The sequence below is a fragment of the Pseudomonas sp. GW821-FHT10B02 genome, from assembly GCF_059415665.1.
In genome coordinates this window covers 168,019-187,712 of sequence record NZ_JBWKNR010000006.1, presented here as the reverse complement: position 1 = coordinate 187,712, position 19,694 = coordinate 168,019, and the positions used below count along the sequence as shown (strand labels likewise).

At 62.7% G+C, this 19,694-nt stretch carries 18 protein-coding genes and 1 pseudogene; 6 read left to right on the top strand and 13 right to left on the bottom strand.

The annotated features are described in order from the left end of the window. Window positions 1–13: 13 nt before the first annotated feature. From AC07OF_RS11750 to AC07OF_RS11740, 3 genes are all read right to left on the bottom strand, one after another. A complete protein-coding gene (locus tag AC07OF_RS11750; RefSeq protein WP_157191881.1) occupies window positions 14–814 on the bottom strand; it encodes an acyl-CoA thioesterase in 801 nt (266 codons plus the stop codon). A gap of 81 nt (window positions 815–895) precedes the next feature. Continuing rightward, window positions 896–1,663 (bottom strand): CHAD domain-containing protein, encoded by a 768-nt coding sequence (locus AC07OF_RS11745; RefSeq protein WP_157191880.1) that lies wholly within the window; start codon window positions 1,661–1,663, stop codon window positions 896–898. 14 nt (window positions 1,664–1,677) lie between these two features. After that, window positions 1,678–1,956, bottom strand: a complete 279-nt coding sequence (locus tag AC07OF_RS11740; protein ID WP_136475367.1) for a hypothetical protein — start codon at window positions 1,954–1,956, stop codon at window positions 1,678–1,680. Between the two features lie 157 nt (window positions 1,957–2,113). Here AC07OF_RS11740 and AC07OF_RS11735 point away from each other — a divergent pair, with 157 nt between their 5' ends. Continuing rightward, complete coding sequence (locus tag AC07OF_RS11735; RefSeq protein WP_038609140.1) at window positions 2,114–3,154, top strand: patatin-like phospholipase family protein; 1,041 nt, start codon at window positions 2,114–2,116, stop codon at window positions 3,152–3,154. A gap of 16 nt (window positions 3,155–3,170) precedes the next feature. Here the strand turns inward: AC07OF_RS11735 and AC07OF_RS11730 are convergent, their stop codons facing one another. The 9 genes and pseudogenes from AC07OF_RS11730 to AC07OF_RS11690 all read right to left on the bottom strand — a co-directional run. Then, the gene (locus tag AC07OF_RS11730) at window positions 3,171–3,869 is read right to left on the bottom strand and encodes a response regulator (RefSeq protein WP_495072908.1); all 699 of its coding nucleotides are present in this window, start codon (window positions 3,867–3,869) and stop codon (window positions 3,171–3,173) included. Next, the gene (locus AC07OF_RS11725) at window positions 3,866–6,526 is read right to left on the bottom strand and encodes a DUF4118 domain-containing protein (protein WP_157191879.1); all 2,661 of its coding nucleotides are present in this window, start codon (window positions 6,524–6,526) and stop codon (window positions 3,866–3,868) included. The genes AC07OF_RS11730 and AC07OF_RS11725 overlap by 4 nt, the downstream gene beginning before the upstream one ends. A gap of 9 nt (window positions 6,527–6,535) precedes the next feature. Further along, complete coding sequence (gene kdpC / locus AC07OF_RS11720) at window positions 6,536–7,096, bottom strand: potassium-transporting ATPase subunit KdpC (protein WP_476445579.1); 561 nt, start codon at window positions 7,094–7,096, stop codon at window positions 6,536–6,538. Window positions 7,097–7,112: 16 nt separating this feature from the next. Further along, window positions 7,113–9,167 (bottom strand): potassium-transporting ATPase subunit KdpB, encoded by a 2,055-nt coding sequence (kdpB, locus tag AC07OF_RS11715; RefSeq protein ID WP_495072907.1) that lies wholly within the window; start codon window positions 9,165–9,167, stop codon window positions 7,113–7,115. A gap of 10 nt (window positions 9,168–9,177) precedes the next feature. Further along, entirely contained in the window at window positions 9,178–10,872 is a 1,695-nt protein-coding gene (gene kdpA, locus AC07OF_RS11710; protein ID WP_495072906.1) for a potassium-transporting ATPase subunit KdpA, read from the bottom strand. 8 nt (window positions 10,873–10,880) lie between these two features. Next, the gene (gene kdpF, locus AC07OF_RS11705) at window positions 10,881–10,970 is read right to left on the bottom strand and encodes a K(+)-transporting ATPase subunit F (RefSeq protein WP_105642480.1); all 90 of its coding nucleotides are present in this window, start codon (window positions 10,968–10,970) and stop codon (window positions 10,881–10,883) included. Window positions 10,971–11,085: 115 nt separating this feature from the next. Further along, window positions 11,086–12,783 carry a putative bifunctional diguanylate cyclase/phosphodiesterase gene (locus tag AC07OF_RS11700; protein WP_157191875.1) on the bottom strand — a complete coding sequence of 566 codons (1,698 nt, stop codon included), beginning with the start codon at window positions 12,781–12,783 and terminating at the stop codon, window positions 11,086–11,088. Between the two features lie 22 nt (window positions 12,784–12,805). Further along, window positions 12,806–13,915 carry a methyl-accepting chemotaxis protein gene (locus tag AC07OF_RS11695; RefSeq protein ID WP_476447482.1) on the bottom strand — a complete coding sequence of 370 codons (1,110 nt, stop codon included), beginning with the start codon at window positions 13,913–13,915 and terminating at the stop codon, window positions 12,806–12,808. Between the two features lie 177 nt (window positions 13,916–14,092). Then, a pseudogene (locus tag AC07OF_RS11690) lies at window positions 14,093–14,254 on the bottom strand (PAS domain-containing protein); the annotation flags it as partial. Between the two features lie 324 nt (window positions 14,255–14,578). On the opposite strand from AC07OF_RS11690, the gene AC07OF_RS11685 reads away from it, so the two are divergent. The 5 genes from AC07OF_RS11685 to AC07OF_RS11665 all read left to right on the top strand — a co-directional run bounded on the left by AC07OF_RS11685 (window position 14,579) and on the right by AC07OF_RS11665 (window position 19,118). Continuing rightward, on the top strand, window positions 14,579–14,893 hold the full coding sequence (locus AC07OF_RS11685) for a helix-turn-helix domain-containing protein (RefSeq protein WP_038609117.1): 315 nt from the start codon (window positions 14,579–14,581) through the stop codon (window positions 14,891–14,893). 241 nt (window positions 14,894–15,134) lie between these two features. Continuing rightward, window positions 15,135–16,445 (top strand): C4-dicarboxylate transporter DctA, encoded by a 1,311-nt coding sequence (locus AC07OF_RS11680; protein WP_157191872.1) that lies wholly within the window; start codon window positions 15,135–15,137, stop codon window positions 16,443–16,445. Window positions 16,446–16,514: 69 nt separating this feature from the next. After that, window positions 16,515–17,219 (top strand): FadR/GntR family transcriptional regulator, encoded by a 705-nt coding sequence (locus AC07OF_RS11675; protein ID WP_157191871.1) that lies wholly within the window; start codon window positions 16,515–16,517, stop codon window positions 17,217–17,219. 16 nt (window positions 17,220–17,235) lie between these two features. Then, on the top strand, window positions 17,236–17,922 hold the full coding sequence (locus AC07OF_RS11670; protein WP_157191870.1) for a GntR family transcriptional regulator: 687 nt from the start codon (window positions 17,236–17,238) through the stop codon (window positions 17,920–17,922). Window positions 17,923–18,071: 149 nt separating this feature from the next. Continuing rightward, window positions 18,072–19,118: a hypothetical protein gene (locus AC07OF_RS11665; protein ID WP_495072905.1), complete on the top strand. Its 1,047-nt coding sequence runs from the start codon at window positions 18,072–18,074 to the stop codon at window positions 19,116–19,118. Window positions 19,119–19,124: 6 nt separating this feature from the next. On the opposite strand, the gene AC07OF_RS11660 is transcribed toward AC07OF_RS11665, so the two are convergent. Continuing rightward, the gene (locus AC07OF_RS11660) at window positions 19,125–19,571 is read right to left on the bottom strand and encodes a PACE efflux transporter (protein ID WP_038609104.1); all 447 of its coding nucleotides are present in this window, start codon (window positions 19,569–19,571) and stop codon (window positions 19,125–19,127) included. Between the last annotated feature and the right edge of the window lie 123 nt (window positions 19,572–19,694).

Here is a 19,694-nt window from a genome sequence, read left to right as displayed (position 1 = left end):
TTTCGTACAGAGCCTAGGCAAAGACGGTTACCGTTTGCCGGCTGATGGCCAGCAACTCACCTGAAGCCGTCCACAGGGCGGCCGCCGCGTGCCCGTAGCCATCGCGGGCATACTCGGTCTGCACGCAGTACTTGCACCAGTCCTGGGTGGTCAGGCTCGCCACTGGCTGAATGAATTCGATGGTCCAGGTCAGGGTGCTGCCGGCCGCAGGCTTGTTCAGGTGCGACAACAAGCTGGGTGGCCAGGCATCGACCAGCGCCAACAGGTGCGCTTCACTCAGGGTTTCGTCACCGCCTTCGTCACGCAAGCGCACCCAACCGCCCATGCTGCGCGAGGGGTTGTTGCTGAACGGAATCCCGCCAATCGCCCAGCGCAGGGCCACATGCTGCATGAATTCAGGGGTCACGCCTTTGATATAGGGAAGCTCGCTGGAGGCAGCCTCAAGGCTGCTCATCTCCACCGCAGGCAATGCCGGAAGATTGACCACTGAATCGCGTCCGCCACCGAAGCTGCCCTGTATCAGGGTCACTACCTGGCCATTTTGCACCGCGCGGCCCAACAAGGAGCTGACCGCTTTACCCTCGCGCAACAGCTCGACTTCAAAACTGATCGGCACCTCGGGCTCGGCCGGGCCAACGAAGGTGATCGCCAGGGAACGTACCGGACGACCGGGCGAAGTCTTGGTGAGCATGGTTTCGTAGAGCAGGGCCGCCATCAGGCCACCGAAACAGGCGCGCCCTTGCGCCCAGCTGGCAGGAATGGTTACCGCCTGGGGATGCAGGCGGACCGTCTTGAGCAATTGCGAGAAATTCATGCCGACCTCATCCGTGGGAAAAGGCCGATCTTAACCAGCAGAGGCGCCAGCGGCAGCCCGCATTTGCGCCATATCAGCGGCTTATCGCTGCACCAGCAGCGTTTGCAAGCGCTCCAGGGTGACATCGGCTCGCTGCTCGGCGTCCTGCAGCTGTGCTTGCCAATGCTCGACACAAGGCGCCAGGTCTCGCTGTTGCCCGGCCTGCAGCAACCATTGCAGAAGATCGTGCCAACTACCCAGGTCGCTTTGCGCACGCTTGAGCAAGCGCTGCAAACGGCGCCCGGCATGCTCCAGTTGCGGGTAGGCTTCAGCCGCATAACGCACACGCTTGATCAGCAAACGCAGGCGATGACGGTCATGGGCCGGATCCTGCAGCGCTTCGCGCAGCTGCTTCCACTGCTTTTCCAGGCGCTTGTCGATGCGCTTGTGCAGTTTACGGATCAAGCCTTCACGCTCGGCGGCCCGCAGGAAGATCGGAAAGGCATCGACAATCGCCAGCAGCCGGCCCAGCTCGGCACTCTCGGCTACGCTGGCGAAAGTTTCCCGGCGGTGAGCCAGACGCACCTGCGCCGCCGCCAGCTGCTCGCGCTCAAGCAACTGCGCGGCCAGCACCTCGCGGTCACGCAGCGGGGTGGTCAGATTGCCCAGCGCCTGCGCCGCGCCCTCCAGTTGCTCGACGCCTGGCAACTCACGCAGCGGTCGCAGCAAGCTGCGCAAGCGACGCGTGGCAATCCGCAGGTCATGCAGTGCCTCGCTGTCGGTGTCAGCCGCCAGCCGTGCCTGACAACCGAGCAGGCGAACCTGCAGGGCCAGTACCTGGGCAATCACATGGTCAAGCATGGCTGACATGGTGTTCTCCTGTATCAGCGACCGGCGCGGGATTCACGAATGTAGAAACGCGCTTTTTCAGCTTTGTTGCTGCACCCTTCGAACGCTTCGAACTGCTGCTGGGTCTTGGCCCCGGTCAACAACGACAGCGCTTTGGAGTAACTGACAGTACCGGCAAAGCCTTCAGCCTTGGCCAGATCGAGTTCCTTCCAGGCCGAGTCCAGCTGATTGGCACAACTGTCGCGATAGGCTGTCTTGCCAGCACAACCGGTCAGGACCAGGGCAATCAGGGGCAGGCAAATCCAGGCTTTCATCGGTGATTCCTCAAAAGAAAAGTGCAAAGTGGCGTGTTCGACGGCTACAAAGAAGAAAAGTGCCCTGCAAAGCGTAGCGCAGCGCGGATGACGATTGAAGCACAGACGCGAATGGGCGCATTGTTAGACCATCGACGCATTACAACCGGGAGCCATCATGAGCAAACGCGTGGCATTGGTACTGGGCTCGGGCGGAGCTCGCGGGTATGCGCACATTGGGGTGATCGAAGAACTGGAACGTCGCGGCTATGACATCGCCTGTGTCGCCGGTTGCTCCATGGGGGCGGTGATTGGCGGCATCTATGCGGCGGGCAAGCTCGAGGAGTATCGCAACTGGATCGAGAGCCTCGACTACCTGGATGTGCTGCGTCTGGTGGATGTGAGTTTTCGCCTGGGGGCGATCCGTGGCGAGAAAGTCTTCGGGCAGATCCGCAAGATCGTCGGCGAAGTGAATATCGAAGAACTGCGCATCCCCTACACCGCAGTGGCCGCCGACCTCACCAACCAGCAGGAAATCTGGTTTCAGGAAGGTTGCCTGCACCAGGCCATGCGCGCCTCGGCAGCGATCCCCAGCCTGTTCACCCCGGTGGTGCAAGGCAACCGCATGCTGGTCGACGGCGGCATTCTCAACCCGTTGCCGATCATTCCGGTGGTCTCCAGCCACTGCGACCTGATCATTGCCGTGAACCTCAACTCGACCAACCAGAAGCAGTATCAGCTACCTGTTATCGAACGCCCGGCGGCCTTCAAGCTGCGTTTCGACAACCTGATCAGTTCCCTGGGTTCACACCTGCCGTTCCGGCGTAAACAGGCCGAACAGCTGATGCGCATCGAGCAGGAACTCGCACCGCAGGCCGTACATATCCCCAATCCCTGGCTCAGCGATGCGGCCAACCCCGAAGCCCAGCAACCGGCTGCAGCGCCGGAGAGTGACGGCGCACCGAAGTCGGCGGCCGGCTCGTTCATCATCGACAACGTCGGCCCCGCGTCACTGCTGGATCTGATCAACCAGAGCTTTGAAGTGATGCAGACCTCGCTGGCCCAGTACAAGATCGCTGGCTACCCGCCGGACGTGCTGATCAACGTCCCCAAGCGCGTGTGTCGTTTTTTCGAGTTTTACAAAGCGCCGGAACTGATCGCCCTGGGCCGGGAGATTGCGCGCGATACCATGGAGAACTACGAGGCGGAGCGGCGCTGATGGTGGGAACCGGCCGTTAGCCCTGCTCCGGCCCCACCAACCGGTACCCGACCCCAGGCTCGGTGATGATGAAGCGTGGCGCCGTCGGGTCATCACCCAGCTTCTGCCGCACATGGGCGACCACAATGCGCAAGTAATGGGTGTCGTCGACATGGGTTGGCCCCCAGATGTCCTTGAGCAGTTGCTGCTGGGTAATCACCCGCCCCGGATGCGTTGCCAGCTGTGCCAACAGCGCATATTCCTTGCGGGTCAAGGCCACCTCGACTCCTTCCAGGGTGACCTTGCGAAAGGCCAGGTCAACCGTCAAGGGACCGAAGCTTGGCGCGACATCCGTTGCCGCAGCCTGAGGCGCCTGACGCAACAACGCGCGCACCCGGGCCAGAAACTCCTGGATGCCGAACGGCTTGGTCACGTAGTCGTTGGCGCCGTTATCAAGGGCCTCGACTTTCTGGATTTCACTGGCGCGCACTGACAACACCAGCACCGGCACCGGGCTCCATTCGCGCAGCTCACGCAGCACCTGCTGACCGTCCATGTCCGGCAGGCCAAGGTCGAGCACCACCAGATCGGGCCGGGCCAGCGCCGCCTGGGTCAGGCCCTCGGCACCGCTGGCCGCCTCCACTACCTTATAGCCCTGGGAACTGAGGCTGATGCGCAGGAACTTGCGGATCTGTGGTTCATCATCGATGACCAGAAGGGTGGCAATCTGGCTCATGGCGCTTCGCTTTCAGGCTCGGGCTGGGTCGGAAGCGGCAAGCATAATGTGATGCAGGTGCCGTGACCATCGATACCCTCACCCACCAGAATATGCCCGCCGTGCGCCCCGATCATGCCTTGGCAGATGGCCAGGCCAAGGCCGGTGCCCTGCCCGCCGCGATCGCCCCGGGCGGCGGTGTAGAACATGTCGAAGATCTTCTCGCGATCAGCCGCTGGAATACCCGGGCCTTCATCGCTGACCGCGAAACGCAAGTACTCATCGTCAGCCGACACCTGCAACTGCAGGCGGCCGTTGACCGGCGAAAAGCGCGCGGCGTTCTCCAGTACATTGACCAACGCCTGCTCGATCAAGGCAGCATGCACGAACAGCAGCGGCAAGCCGTCTGCCACTTCGGTAGACACCTGCAATGGCGCCAGCAGCACCCGCAAGCGGTTGAGCGCACTGCCGACGATATCGGTGGGCGCCACCCAGTCACGGGCCAGTTTCAGGCCACCGTGGCCCAGGCGGGTCATGTCCAGCAGATTCTGGATATACCGGTCCAGGCGTTCGGCTTCGTTACGCGTGCCCTCAAGCAACTCCTGGCGATCCTCCATGGGGATCGCCTCGCCAAGGGCCAAAAGGCTGTCGATGCTGCCGCGCATGGCAGTCAAGGGTGTGCGCAGGTCATGCGACACTGACGCCAGCAACGCACTGCGCAATTGCTCTGTTTCGCCATGCAGGCGCGCCGCTTCCAGTTGTTCAGCCAGCCGCGCCCGGGCCAGCGCCTGGGCCAGCGGCTGACTGAGCGCCTTGAGCAGACGCCGGCGCTGCGCGGTGAGGCTCTGGCCCTGCCGCGGGCGCACGCCAAGCAGTGCCAGCGGTTGCTCTTCCACCGACAACGGCCACCACCACCAACGACCATTGGGCAAGGTATCACTGCCCAGGCCTGCGGCCTGATCATGCTGCCAGGCCCAGTCGGCTGCGGCCCGCTCGTTGTCGTTGAACTGCACGCTGGCAGCACTGGCAACCTGCAAGCGCCCTTCCACATCGCGCTCAAGCAGGCACACCTGCAAATCGTTCCAGCCATCCAGATGTTGTCCGGCCGCATTGAACACCGCCTGGCGGTCGGTGGCGGCGGTCAGCTTGCGTGACAGATCGAGCAACTGATTGGTCTGCTCCTGCGTCTCGCGCAGCGCCTGCAGCTGCCGACGCTGGCGGGCAGCCAGGTTACCGGTCAGCGCCGCCATTAACAGAAAGAACAGCGAAGTCAGCACATCTTCTTCACGCTGGATGCTGAAGGAGAAGTTCGGCGGAATGAACAGAAAGTCATAGGTCAGGAACGACATCGCCGCACAAGCAAGCGCCGGGCCCAGACTGCTGCGCACGGCCACCAGCAACACCGCGGCAAGAAACACCAGCGAGATGTTGGGCAAGGCCAGAACACCGGAAACGCCCCAGGAAATCCCCGCCGCCAGCACGGTGGCGACCAGCGCCAACAGGTAGTGCCGCCAGACCCAGACCTTCTTCACCGCCGCGCTCTGCGGCTCGGGGCGCTCGTCGCGGTCGAGCACGTTGATTTCCAAGCCATGGGCCTCACGCAACAAGCGCGTGGCCACGCCGGCACCGAACAAGCGCCGACGCAAGCGATCCCGGGACTGGCCGACCAACACCAGGTTGGCGCGACGTTCGAGGGCGTGCTGGATCAGGGTTTTCGCCACTTCACCGGCGCGCAGCAACACCACTTCGCCACCCAGGCGCTCGGCCAGCTGCTGGGCTGCCTGCAAACGCTGACGGGCGGTTTCGTCCCGCAGTTTGCCATTGTCGACATGCACCAGGCTCCAGGGCAGGTGACGACGCTGGGCCACCCGGCTGGCATGGCGCACCAGACGCTCGGCCTGGGCATCGCCATCCACCCCGACCAGCAAACGCCCGCGCAACGAGGGCGCATCCTGGCCCAGCTGACGGTAACCATGCGCCAGGTCGGCATCGACCTGGGCCGCCGCCGTCTGCATGGCCAGCTCGCGCAGTGCGGTGAGGTTGGTCTGGCTGAAGAAGGCATCGATTGCCGCCCGCGCCTGCTCCGGCACATAGACCTTGCCTTCGCGCAGGCGCTCAAGCAACTCGCGCGGCGGCAGGTCGATCAGGACCAGTTCGAAGGCTTCCTGCAGCACCCAGTCCGGCAAGGTTTCACGCACTTGCACGCCGGTGATGCCGCGCACCTGGTCGTTGAGACTTTCCAGGTGCTGAACGTTGACCGTGGTATAGACATCGATACCGGCAGCCAGCAGTTCCTGCACATCCTGCCAGCGTTTGGCATGGCGACTGCCGGGCGCGTTGCTGTGGGCCAGTTCGTCGACCAGCGCCAGTTGCGGCGCGGCCTTGAGCAGGCCATCGAGGTCCATCTCTTCCAGTTGCACACCGCGATACTCCGAGCGCACCAGAGGTTGTTGCGCCAACCCGGCGAGCAAGGATTCGGTTTCGGCCCGACCATGGGTTTCGACCACCGCCGCCAGCACCTGCACGCCCTGGCGCACCTGGGCATGGGCGGCCTGGAGCATGGCGTAGGTCTTGCCCACCCCCGGCGCTGCGCCCAAAAACACCTTGAGCCTGCCGCGCCCTTCGCGCGGCAGCCCGGCCAACAACGCATCAGCGCGTTCGGAGTTGCTATCGCTCACTGCATGTCCTTAATTCGAAGCCGGGGCCAGCCGCTCCAGAGCGGCGTTCAACACCAGTACATTGACCACCGGCGGACCAATCAATGGCTGCAGGGTGGACTGCTCGACCAGGGCTTGCAAGGCCTGCGTGCCAAGCTGCCGCGCTGCCGCCACCCGCGGCAGCTGATAAGCCACTGCGGCTGGCGACAAATGCGGGTCCAGGCCACTGCCGGAGGTGGTCAGCAGGTCCAGCGGCACCGGCCCTTGCGCCTCGATATATTGCTGCGCGGCGCTGTCGTCGATGCGCTGGGCCAGCGCCGGGTTGCTCGGTGCCAGGTTGCTGGCACCACTGGCGACGGTGGCATAGTCAGCCGCCGATGGCCGCGCGTGGAACCAGGCATCGCCCTTGAACGCCTGGGCGATCAGCAGCGAGCCGCGCACCTGGCCCTGGTCATCGCGCAGCAGGCTGCCGTTGGCCTGCTCGGGGAAAGCCATCTGGGCCACCCCGGTGACCACCAGCGGATACACCGCACCGGTGATCAGGGTCATCAGCAGGATCAGGCTTGTGGCCGGACGTAGATAAGTAGTCATGGTCATCTCCTTGGTATCAGACCAGCTGCAAAGCGGTGAGCAGCATGTCGATCAGCTTGATCCCGGCGAACGGCACGATCAGCCCGCCCACGCCGTAGATCAGCAAATTGCGGCGCAGCAGCTGGGCAGCACTGGCGGCCTGCACCCGCACGCCACGCAGAGCCAGAGGAATCAGCACGACGATGATCAGGGCGTTGAAAACAATCGCCGAGAGAATCGCGCTCTGCGGGCTGGTCAGCCGCATGAGGTTGAGCACACCCAGCTGCGGATAGATCGCCGCAAACAGTGCCGGGAGGATGGCGAAGTACTTGGCCACGTCGTTGGCGATCGAGAAGGTGGTCAAGGCGCCGCGGGTCACCAGCAGTTCCTTGCCGACCTGGACCACATCCAGCAGCTTGGTCGGGTCGCTGTCCAGATCGACCATGTTGGCGGCCTCGCGGGCGGCCTGGGTGCCGTCGTTCATGGCCATGCCGACATCGGCCTGGGCCAGTGCCGGGGCGTCGTTGGCGCCGTCGCCGCACATGGCAACCAGGCGGCCGTCGTTCTGTTCCTGGCGAATGCGTGCCAGCTTCTTCTCCGGCGTGGCTTCGGCCAGCACATCATCGACCCCGGCTTCGGCGGCGATGGCAGCAGCCGTCAGCGGGTTGTCGCCAGTGACCATCACGGTGCGGATGCCCAGCTTGCGCAGCTCGGCAAAGCGCTCGCGAATCCCCGGCTTGACCACGTCCTTGAGGTGGATCACACCCAGCAGGCGCTTGTCGACACAGACCAGCAAGGGGGTGCCGCCGCTCTGGGCGATCTTGTCCACTTCACGGGCCAGCGGCGCCGGCATTTCCAGGCGCTGCAGGCCAACGAAGGCCAGCACTGAATCTACCGCGCCCTTACGGAACCGACGCTGCTGGTAGTCGACGCCGGACAGGCGCGTCTCGGCACTGAAGGCCACGGGTGTCAGCTGCTCGGCGCTCGGCTCGTCGAAGTCGTGCAACTGGCGCAGGTACTCGACGATCGACTTGCCCTCGGCGGTGTCGTCAGCCAGCGAAGCCAGCAAGGCGCCCTCGCCCAGCTCCTTGGAGGTCACGCCAGGAGCGGCATGCAAGGCACTGCAGCGACGGTTGCCGAAGGTGATGGTGCCGGTCTTGTCGAGCATCAGCACATGTACGTCACCAGCGGCTTCCACCGCGCGGCCAGAGCGGGCTATCACGTTGAGGCGCACCAGGCGGTCCATACCGGCGATACCGATAGCCGACAGCAGCCCACCGATGGTGGTCGGAATCAGAGTGACCAGCAGCGCGACCAGGAACACCAGCGGAATGCTGCCACCGGCAAAGTGCGCGAACGGCTGCAGGGTTACCACGACCACCAGGAAGATCATGGTCAGGCCGATCAGCAGGATGTCCAGGGCGATCTCGTTGGGGGTCTTCTGGCGCTTGGCGCCTTCGACCAGGGCGATCATGCGGTCCAGGGTCGATTCGCCAGGATTGCTGGTGATGCGGATCAGCAACCAGTCGGAGACCAGCCGGGTATTGCCGGTCACCGCCGAGCGATCACCACCGGACTCACGGATCACCGGCGCGGACTCACCAGTAATCGCCGCTTCGTTGACCGCGGCGATCCCTTCGAGCACTTCGCCGTCACTGGGGATCATCTCCCCGGCCATGACCTTGACCACATCGTCCTTGCGCAGGCTGGTCGCCGGCACTATCTCGAAACTGCCCGACGCGTTGCGACGCCGGGCGCTGAGACCCTGGCTACCGGCCTTGAGGCTGTCGGCACGAGCTTTACCACGGCCTTCGGCCAGGGCTTCGGCAAAGTTGGCAAACAACACGGTGAACCACAGCCACAGGGCAATCTGCACTGCCACCGCGGTCGGCACAGCAGTGTCGGGCACCAGGCATAGCAAGGTGGTGAAAACGGCGGTCAGCTCGACCACCAGCATCACCGGTGAGCGTTTGAGCTGACGTGGGTCGAGCTTGACGAACGCCTGCAGCAGCGCCGGGCGCCATAGTGCGGCAAAGGTAGTCTGTGCCGCCGGGGCCGGAGCCGCTTTCACTTCAGGAATCGGCATATTCATGATTCGCTCCTCAGAAACCCAGGCTCAGGTGTTCGGTGATCGGGCCCAGAGCCAGGGCCGGCAGGAAGGTCAATCCACCGATCAACAGAATGGTGACGACCAGCAAGGTGGCAAACAACGGACCGTGGGTCGGGAAGCTGCTCTCGCCCAGCGGCGCGGTCTTCTTCAGCGCCAGACTGCCGGCCAGGGCCAGCACCGGCAGGATGTAGCCGAAGCGGCCGATCAACATGCCCAAGCCAAGCATCAGGTTGTGGAAGGTGGTGTTGGCGCCGAAGCCGGCAAAGGCCGAACCGTTGTTGGCGCTGGCCGAGGTGTAGGCATAAAGCACCTGGCTGAAGCCGTGGGCACCGGGGTTGGTGACCGAGGCTGCAGGGCCTGGCAGGCTGGCCGCCAGGGCACTGAGAATCAGCACGCCGACCGGCATCACCAGCAGGGTCGCCACCAGCAGCTGCACTTCCCGCGCCTGGAGTTTCTTGCCGAGGTATTCCGGTGTGCGGCCGATCATCAGGCCCGCCAGGAAGACCGCGATCAGCACGTTGAGCAACATGCCATAGAGCCCGGCACCGACACCGCCGAAGATCACCTCGCCAACCATCATGTTGACCAGCGCGACCATGCTGCTGATGGGGTTGAGGCTGTCGTGCATGTTGTTCACCGAGCCGTTGGAGGCGGCAGTGGTGGTCACCGTCCACAGTACGCTGGCGGTGGTGCCGAAGCGGTTCTCCTTGCCTTCCAGTGGTGCGCTCTGTGCAACCTGCGGGTTGTTCAGGCTCGGGTTGGCCTGGTATTCCGACCACAACGCCGTGCCGCCACCGATCAGGAACAGCGCCAGCATGCAGGCGATGATCGCCCGGCTTTGGCGCAGGTCCTTGACGTAGTGTCCGAAGGTGAACACCAGGGCCGCCGGAATCAGAATGATCGAGGCCACCTCGAACAGATTGCTCCAGGCCGTCGGGTTCTCGAACGGGTGCGCCGAGTTGACGCCGAAGAAGCCGCCGCCATTGGTGCCCAGTTGCTTGATGGCGATCTGGCTGGCCGCCGGGCCCAGCGGGATGGTCTGGTCAGCCCCTTGCAGGGTCAGGGCCTGGACGTAATGACCGAAGGTCTGCGGCACGCCCTGCCAGACCAGCAACAAAGCCAGCAGCAGGCACAACGGCAGCAGGCCGTAGAGCGTGGCCCGGGTCATGTCGACCCAGAAGTTGCCCAGGGTGTGGGCAGAGCGCCGGGCAATGCCACGGCACAGCGCGACCAGCACGGCAAGGCCGGTGGCGGCGCTGACAAAGTTCTGCACTGTCAAGCCGATCATCTGGCTCAGGTAGCTGACCGACGCTTCGCCGCTGTAGGCCTGCCAGTTGGTGTTGGTGACAAAACTCACCGCCGTATTGAACGCCAGCGACCACTCCTGACCCGGCAGGTGCTGCGGATTGAGTGGCAGATAGCCTTGCAGCAGCAACACGGCAAACACCAGCACGAAACCGGCCAGGTTGAAAGCCAGCAAGGCCAGGGTGTACTGCTTCCAGTTGTGCTCGTCCCCGGCATCGACCCCGGCCAGCCGGTAGCAGCCACGCTCCACCGGCCCCAACACCGGCGTCAGCCAGGTGCGCTGGCCCTCCATCACCTTGTAATAGAAACGCCCGAGCCAGGGCGCCGGGAGCAACACCAGCGCAAAGAACGCCAGCAGCAACGCATAATCGTAACTGTGCATGGTCGCTCCTAACCCCGGTCAGCGCGCAGCAGCGCGACCATCAGGTAGATCATCAACGCCACTGCCAGCAGCAGTGACACCCCGTCCAGAATGCTCATCGAAACTCTCCGTCCTTACGGCACTTTGCCGCTGACGGTCATTGTCGGTAGAGCTGCTGTAAAGGCGCGAGATCAGGACCTTGGCCAGGTCATAAAGAATGCGTAAAGAACGCCGTTAGTGCCCTGCCAATGCCAGCCACTGTGACGGTTGTACGTAGTTGGCAACCCAGTCGGCGACCGCCTCGGCCGACATTGGCCGGGCAATGCCGTAGCCCTGGGCGACATCACACCCCAGGTCCATCAGCAACTGACCGTGCTCGATGGTCTCCAGGCCCTCGGCAATCACCTGGCGCCCAAAGGCCCTGGCCAGACCGATAACCGCCCGGGTCAGCGCCAGATCGTCATGGTCATGGAGGATGTCGCGCACGAAGGACTTGTCGATCTTGATCGTGCGGGTCGGCAGGCGCTTGAGGTAGCTCAACGACGAGTAGCCGGTGCCGAAATCATCCAGCGAGAACTGCACGCCCAACTGCTGGCAGGCGTCCAGGCACTGGCTGACACGCTGGATGTTCTCGATCGCTACCGACTCGACGATTTCCAGATCGAGCATCTGCGGTGCCACGCCCGGGTGACGCGCCAGCAGGTGCTTGAGACGCTCGACAAAGTCACTGCGCTGAACGTGCCGGGCAGCAATGTTCACGCTCACCGGCCATACGTGCCCGGCTTGCTGCCAGCGCTGCATCTGCGCCATGGCCTGGTCGATGACCCACTCGCCGATGTCGACAATCAGGTCGGTCTGCTCCACCAGCGGGAGGAAATCGGCCGGTGCCACCAAGCCCTTGAGCGGGTGCTGCCAGCGCAGCAAAGCCTCGAATCCGAGGACCTGGCCACTGCGCATGTTGACCTTGGGCTGGTAATGCAGACACAGCTCGCCCATGGTCAGCGCCTGGCGCACCCGTGCCACCGTCTGGTGAGTGGCCTTGACCTCGCGGTCCAGCGACACATCGAACAGGTGGTAGCGATTGCGTCCACTCTGCTTGGCCACGTACAGCGCCTGATCGGCATGCCGCACCAGGGTGTCGGCATCTTCATTGTCGAGGGGGAACAGGGTCACTCCGATACTGGCGCTGACACTGACCTCGCGCTCCCGGATCGAGTACGGCGCGGCAATCGCCTTGAGCACCCGTTGCAGTGCCAGCTGCAACTGTGCAGGGTCCTGTACGTGACGCAAGATCAACACGAACTCATCGCCCGAAAGCCGCGCCACCGCGTCGCCGCCACGCAAGATGCCTTTCAGGCGATTGGCCACTTCCACCAGCAACAGGTCGCCACTGGCATGGCCGTAGCCGTCATTGACCGCCTTGAAGCCATCCAGATCGAGCATGCACACGGCCAAGGCAATGTCTTCGCGCCGCGAGAACTCCAGCGCCTGATTCAACAGGTCAGACAGATAGGCCCGATTGGGCAGACCGGTCAGCACGTCATGGCCCACTCGCCACTGCAGGGTATGCAGTAACTGACGCTTCTCGGTCACGTCGAAGCGGATCGACACGTACTTGCGCACCTGGCCAGTGGCCGGATCGATCAACGGCACCATGGTGCTGTCGACCCAGTACAGCGAACCGTCCTTGGCGCGGTTGCAGATTTCGCCCTTCCACGCCTTGCCGGCGACCAGGGCACGCCACATGCCATCGAAAAACGCCGGATCGTGCAGACCGGAATTGAGGATCCGGTGATTGGCCCCCAGCAGCTCGTCGCGTCGATAGCCGGAGATGCTGCAGAACTGTTCGTTGACGTAAGTGATCCGACCACTCAAGTCGGTTTCGGAAAAGATCGCGGCCGCATCTACGGCCGTGCGGTAATTGTCGTCCATGAAAATCTCGTACCCTGAAGGCTCAGCGATTGAAGCGCTCGACCAGGGCACGCAGGCCCGAAGAAATGTGTTCCAGTTCTGCTCCGCGGGTGGCGGCAGCATTGGCATTCTGCGCGGTGTGCTGCACGGTACTGGCGACGCTGTTGATCTGCGCACAGACCTCTTCGGCCACCGACGACTGCTCCTGAGACGCCGCCGCCATTTGCTGGCTCATGTCACTGATACGCTCCACCGCCACGCGGATACCCTGCAACGCCTGCTGTGCCTCCAGCACCCGCGCCACACCGTGCTGCGCTTCATCGATGCCCAGACTGGCAATGCTCACGGCCTGGTCGGCACCGGCGCGCAAACTCTCGATGATGCCCTGGATCTGTACGGTTGATTGCCGGGTCTTGCTGGCCAGCGCCCGCACTTCATCGGCAACCACGGCAAAACCGCGGCCCTGCTCACCAGCACGGGCGGCTTCAATGGCGGCATTGAGGGCCAGCAGGTTGGTCTGTTCGGCAATCGCGCGAATCACTTCGGCGGCCAGGGAAATATCCTGGGTCTGGCCGGCCAGATGGGTTACCGCCTGATTGATCTGGCTGACGGTACCGGCCAGCAGCTGGATCGCCTCGCGCATGCTGCCCGCCACCGCACTGCCCTGCCCGGCCAGTTGATTGGCCGTGTGCGCTTCACCGGCGGTTTCCTGCACATGGCGCGCGACCTCGGCAATCGACGCCGTCATCTCGGTCATCGCGGTGGCGGTCATGTCGGTTTCCGCGCGCTGTTCAAGCAGGGCCGATTCGGTGTGGCGCGACAGGCTGCTGGAGTCTCTGGCCGCCTCACTCATTTGCACCGCAAGGTCGCTCAGACGTGTCAAGGCGGTTTTCAACCGCGCCTCTTCGCTGATCAGGATCATCTGCAACTGCGCCGCTGGCCCCAGGGCATCGCTGTAAGTCAGCGCCACGACCGGGTCGGCAAAGGTGTTGCTCGAACCCTGAACGATCTGCGCCAACTGACGTCCCAGACGCTGATGAGCCCACAGACCGACCACGCCGAACAACCCGAGGGTAATGCCGTGGCCAGGCCAGCCTGGTAGCAACTGCTGCGCCCCAATGGCCGCCGCGCCTGCCAGCAGCGGTACAGCCATGACCTGCGCCAGCAGTGCCAGACGCCGGCCCGCAGGAACCGCCGCCTTGCCCTCGCGTAAACGTGCATAAAGTGTTTCGGCGCGGCGCACCTGCTCACGACTCGGCTTGACCCGCACCGACTCGTAGCCAACCAGGCGACCGCCTTCGAGAATCGGCGTGACGTAAGCGCTGACCCAATAGAAGTTGCCGTTCTTGCAGCGATTCTTGACGATCCCCATCCAGCTCTGGCCGGCCTTGAGGTACTGCCACATCTGCTGGAACACCACGGCGGGCATGTCGGGATGACGGACCAGGTTGTGCGGGCTACCGATCAGTTCGGCCTGGCTGAAGCCACTCATGGCGGCAAATTCAGCGTTGCAATAGGTGATGTTGCTGGCGATATCGGTGGCAGAAATGAGCCGTTGGTCATCTCCGAACGTCTGTTCGACAGAGGTGACCGGCAGGTTGAGACGCACGTAAAAACTCCCTTTGAAGCGATCTGTCGTGGGCTCCACTCAGCAATCCGAGCCACGAAACCGGGTTGAAACTTGATGGCTTTTGACCTGTCCAACCCATTGATGGGATGAATTACATCACATTCCGTAAACAAATGTGACGAATTATGGCGTTGTGCTATCCCGACGATTGCCGTTAAGTTCTTGATTCTAAATGGGAATCAAGCGATGAAATATTCAAGTTTGGGTTCGGCCATCAGGCGATACCGCAAGGTCGCAGGGCTTACTCAGGCTGAACTCGGTGAGCGGTCCGGTTTCGACCCCAAGACCATCAGCCGCTTTGAAACCGGCACCTACACCCCTAGCGTCGACGCCCTGCTGGTCTTTGCCGAAGTCCTGGGCATCAAGTTGAAAGCCTTTTTCGCCGATCAAGACGACGAAGACGAACAGCGCGCGTACCTGTTCGGCGTCATCCACAATGCCCCGTCCCACGCCTTGGGCGATTTGATCGCGGCTGTCGATCGGGCCCTGTCCAAGCGTTAGCCCCTGCTTCGCCCTACGGTGAACCTGGCCTGTACTGGCTATATCAGCATGATGAATTTCAACTGGTCAGACCGGTAAAACCAATTTCTTCCCTTTCAGCCGAAAAGCCCTTGCAAAGCTGGAAAATCCACGCCTACACTGAGCCCGCACTGGACATACCGGTAAGACCACAATAATTAAGTCCTCCGCTCTTTCGCCCTCCCCGGCATCGAAGCAAGGACACCGATCAGAGATCCCTCCCATGCTCAAATGGTGCTCGCGTTCGATCTTCCTCCAAGTAGTGCTCGGCCTGGTGCTTGGCGTCGCCTGTGGCCTCAGCTTTCCCGAAGTTTCCCTGCAGCTCAAACCCCTGGGTGACGGCTTTATCAAGCTGATCAAGATGCTCATCGGGCTGATCGTGTTCTGTGTTGTGGTCAGCGGTATTTCCGGTGCCGGTGACTTGAAAAAGGTCGGGCGGATCGGCCTGAAATCGGTGATCTACTTCGAAATCCTGACCACCATTGCCCTGGTCATCGGCCTGGTGTTTGCCTTTACCTCCGGGATCGGCAGCGGCGCCAACATTCACCTCGACCAACTCTCTACCGCCGAAGCCGGCAATCTGGCCGAGCGTGGCCAGCACATCCACGGCACCGCCGCGTTCCTGATGGACCTGATCCCGACGTCAGTGATCGGTGCCTTCGCTGACAACAACATCCTGCAAGTGCTGCTGTTTTCTGTGCTGTTCGGCAGTGCCCTGAACCTGGTAGGTGAAGCAGCCTCGGGGATCTCGCGGCTGATCAATGAACTGAGTCATGTGATCTTTCGCATCATGGGCATGATCGTGCGCCTGGCGCCGATTGGTGTGTTCGGCGCCATCGCCTTCACCACCAGCAAATATGGCCTGGAATCGCTGCAGCACCTGGGTGGCCTGGTCGCCTTGTTCTACCTGACCTGCATCGGTTTCGTACTGCTGATCCTCGGTGGCGTGATGCGTCTGTCGGGCCTGCGCATCCTGCCGTTCATCAAGTACCTGCGCGAAGAGCTGACCATCGTCCTTGGCACCGCTTCCTCCGACGCGGTCCTGCCGCAAATCATGCGCAAACTCGAGCACCTGGGCATCGGCAATTCCACTGTCGGCCTGGTGATCCCGACCGGCTATTCCTTTAACCTCGATGGTTTCTCGATCTACCTGACCCTGGCGATCGTATTCATCGCCAACGCCACCGGCACACCACTGGCGATGACCGACCTGCTGACCATCCTGCTGGTGTCGCTGATCACCTCCAAGGGTGCCCATGGCATTCCGGGTTCGGCGCTGGTGATTCTGGCCGCGACCCTGACGGCGATACCGGCCATCCCGGTGGTCGGCCTGGTGCTGGTGCTGGCAGTGGACTGGTTCATGGGCATCGGCCGGGCACTGACCAACCTGATCGGCAACTGCGTGGCGACCGTCGCCATCGGCCGCTGGGAAGGCGATATCGACATGGAGCGGGCCAATAATGTGCTGGCCGGCAAACAGGGCTTTGGCTTTGCCCAGCGCAAGACCCCCAACGCCCATCAACAAGAGTTCTGAGTGCAAGGGCCGGCACTGACAGTGCCGGCCCCAGGAGCAAACCATGCAAGTGTTCTCATGGAGTGAACAGTGATTACTTCATCGACCGTAGTGAATTCCGTGGTGGAAAAACTCCGCCAGGCCCTGGCCCGTGGCCAGTGGCGTTCCGGCGATATGTTGCCGGGACAACGCGAGCTGGCCGAACAACTGGGCATCAGCCGTCCCAGCCTGCGTGAAGCGGTGACCGTACTGGAAACCCTCGGCCTGGTTCGCTCGATGCCGGGCAAAGGGGTGCTGGTGCTCGACGCCGACCTGGCCGAAACCGCGCAACCACAAGCCGGCGTGGCCGAAGCCAGCCTGGAGGATGTCCTGCAACTGCGCTACACCCTGGAGCCGTTCATCGTCGGCCTGGTTGCGCAGTCGATCAGCAGCAAGGAAATCGGCCAGTTGCGCCTGACCCTGATGGACATGCGCGAAGCCCTTGAGGCCGAAGACAGCGAAGCCGGGGTCAACGCCTACATCGCCTTCCACGAAGAGTTGTTCACCCTCACCGCCAACCCGATTTTCCAGAGTGTCGTGCAGCAGACCAGCAATGCCCTCAAGCAAAGCGCCGCGGTACTGCGCAACTCCCCCGAACACCTGGCGGCGCGTCTGGAAGAGAACGAAGCGGTAGTCCGCGCCATCCGCAACAAGAACAGCGCCCAGGCCAGTGCGCAGATGCGCCACCACATCCTCCAGGAAGGCCGGCGCATGGGTATCGAGCTGAACATCCCGGACGAACATCCGGCCACTTGAACTCAGGAGAGCATTGATGAACGCCAGCGCCCAAGCCCCTGTGACCACCCTGCCGCCATTGCTTGCCCATGGCGAAGTGCGCCTGTCGGCCGAGCAGATCTACCCTCGCCTGTTCGATGCCATTCTCGAACAGCGCCTGGCGCCGGGCAGCGCCCTGCCTGAGCAAGCGCTGGGTGAGGCATTTGGCGTCAGCCGCACCGTGATTCGACGGGTATTGGGCCGCCTGTGCGACCAGCAGGTAATCGTCCAGCGCCCGAGCCACACTGCACGCCTGGCAGCCCCCGACCCGCAACAGGCGCGGCAGATCCTCAGTGCCCGGCGCCTGGCCGAAACCACCCTGATCACCCTGGCCGCGCAACGCTCGCGACCGACGAAAATCCGTCAACTGCGCGAGCTGGTCGCGCGCGAACGCCAGCATCACGAACAGGGGCAACGCTGCACGGCAATCCGCCTCGGCGGCGAGTTCCACCTGAAACTGGCGGAGATCGCCAACAACGCGCCGCTGACGCGGTTTCTCAATGGTCTGGTGCCGCAAACTTCGTTGATCATCGCCCAATACGAAGCCCGTCCGTGCAGCCATTGCGCCTGGCAAGAACACGCCGCGATCATCGATGCGCTCGAACGGGGTGACGGCGAAGCGGCCCTGGCCTTGATGCACCAGCACCTGGACCACATCGAGGCCAAGCTGGACCTGGAGGGCTGACCCTGTAGGAGCGGGCCTTGCCCCGCTCCTACGGTTGTACTTGGTCGGTCTTGTTAAGTTCCGATGCGCCCCTCGCTCCCCTCCCACCTATACTGAAATCACCAAGGTAACAAACCCGCCAAACATCCCGTCGCAAGGGGGTAGCGCTTGTGACCCCCCGTTCATTCCTCATTTTCCTGCTCATCCTCCTGCTCGCCCTGGGCGGCTGTGCCTCGCGAGAAAAGCCCCCCGAGCCACCTCCCGTGCAACTGAGCCCCGCCACCTGGGAGCAGATTGATCGGGAAATCATTGACGCCTCACTGGCCAGTACCAGCTCGGTCAATGACTATTCCCGACGCTCCATGCGCGTGTGGAAAGACCGCGTGCAGCAGTTTACCGAAAGCGATTTCATCCCCTGGTTCACCGGTTACTGGACCCAGCAATGGCTGACCATGAAAGTGGCCTGGTACAAGATGAACAGTGGCGAAGGCAAGGAGCCGCCGGAGAAGCGCCTGGCGCTTTACCTGCAAGAGCAGTATCACCGCCGGGTGCTTGATCAGGTGGCCAAGGAGATCGACCCCGAAGGCATCCGCAACCGCGCCATGGAGCTGTACATCCAGTTGCTCGGTCAGCAACTGCAACAGATAGCCCAGCGCTACCAGGCGCCGCCCGAGCAGTTCAATCTGCGTCTGACGCGGATCCAGGCGATCAACCTGGGCCCCCCGGCGGCGCGCAACGCCTCGCTTTACCAGTTGCTTTACAGCAAGTCGCTGGCCGAGCAGCCGGCGTATGCGTCACTGGTCGGGCACATGCACAGCGCTGTGCGCGCCGGCACCCAGCGCTCGGATGTCGGGCTGTCATCGGTGGCGCAACAGGCCAGTGAAAAACTCGGTGCGACCCTGGCACCACGTGGCATCGCCAGCGCTGTAGCAAGTGCCGTAGGCCGCGTCGCGGGCGCCCTGATCTCGGTGGCCGCAGCCGGTTATGGCATCGTCAGCCACAACCAGGAGCAACCAGCCATGATCGAGCAACTGCGGGTGATCCTCAATGTGGCGCTCAACGAGGAATGGCGCGAGCTCATGGATAACCGCAAGAGCGGCGTCATGGCCGGGGTGTACTACTTGTCCGGCGAAATCGAGGAAGGTCTGCTCGGTGCCAGGCAGCAGCCGGATGAAACGCAAAACGGCTCGCTGCGCATCGTTCTGCCGGCGCAATAACCCGCCTCAGGCAGCGACACGATTGTCGTCCACAGCCTGGGCCGAGGTCGGCAAGCCGAAAATGCGGTCGAACAACCAGTTGTAGAGGAAGGTGTAGCAAGGGATGAGGATGATGAACGCCAGGTCCACCAGGAAGGCTTCGACCAGGCTCATGTCCAGCCACCAGGCAATCAATGGAATCAGATAAACCACCAGGGTCAATTGAAAGCCGATGGCATGCACTACACGCCGGGCAACGCTGCGTCCGCGCTTGACCTGACGGCTTTCCCAGTACTCGAACAGGGTGTTGTAGATGAAGTTCCAGGCCATGGCGATGGTGGTGATCATCACTGCCAGCGGTCCGGTATTGCTCGGCGCAGTGTCCGACAGATAGGCCAGGCCCAGGGTCGACATGCACAGACCAATCACTTCGTAGGCGGTCACGTAGACCAGTTTGCGTTTTACACCTTGCACCGTACTACCTCGATTGCATCAACAGACGCCGCCCGTCCAGGCGGCAGAGGCGCGCAAGAATGCGTCAATCTTCTTGACAGAAAAAGTCAGCAGCTATCAGATTGACTGACAGGAGATTGCCCA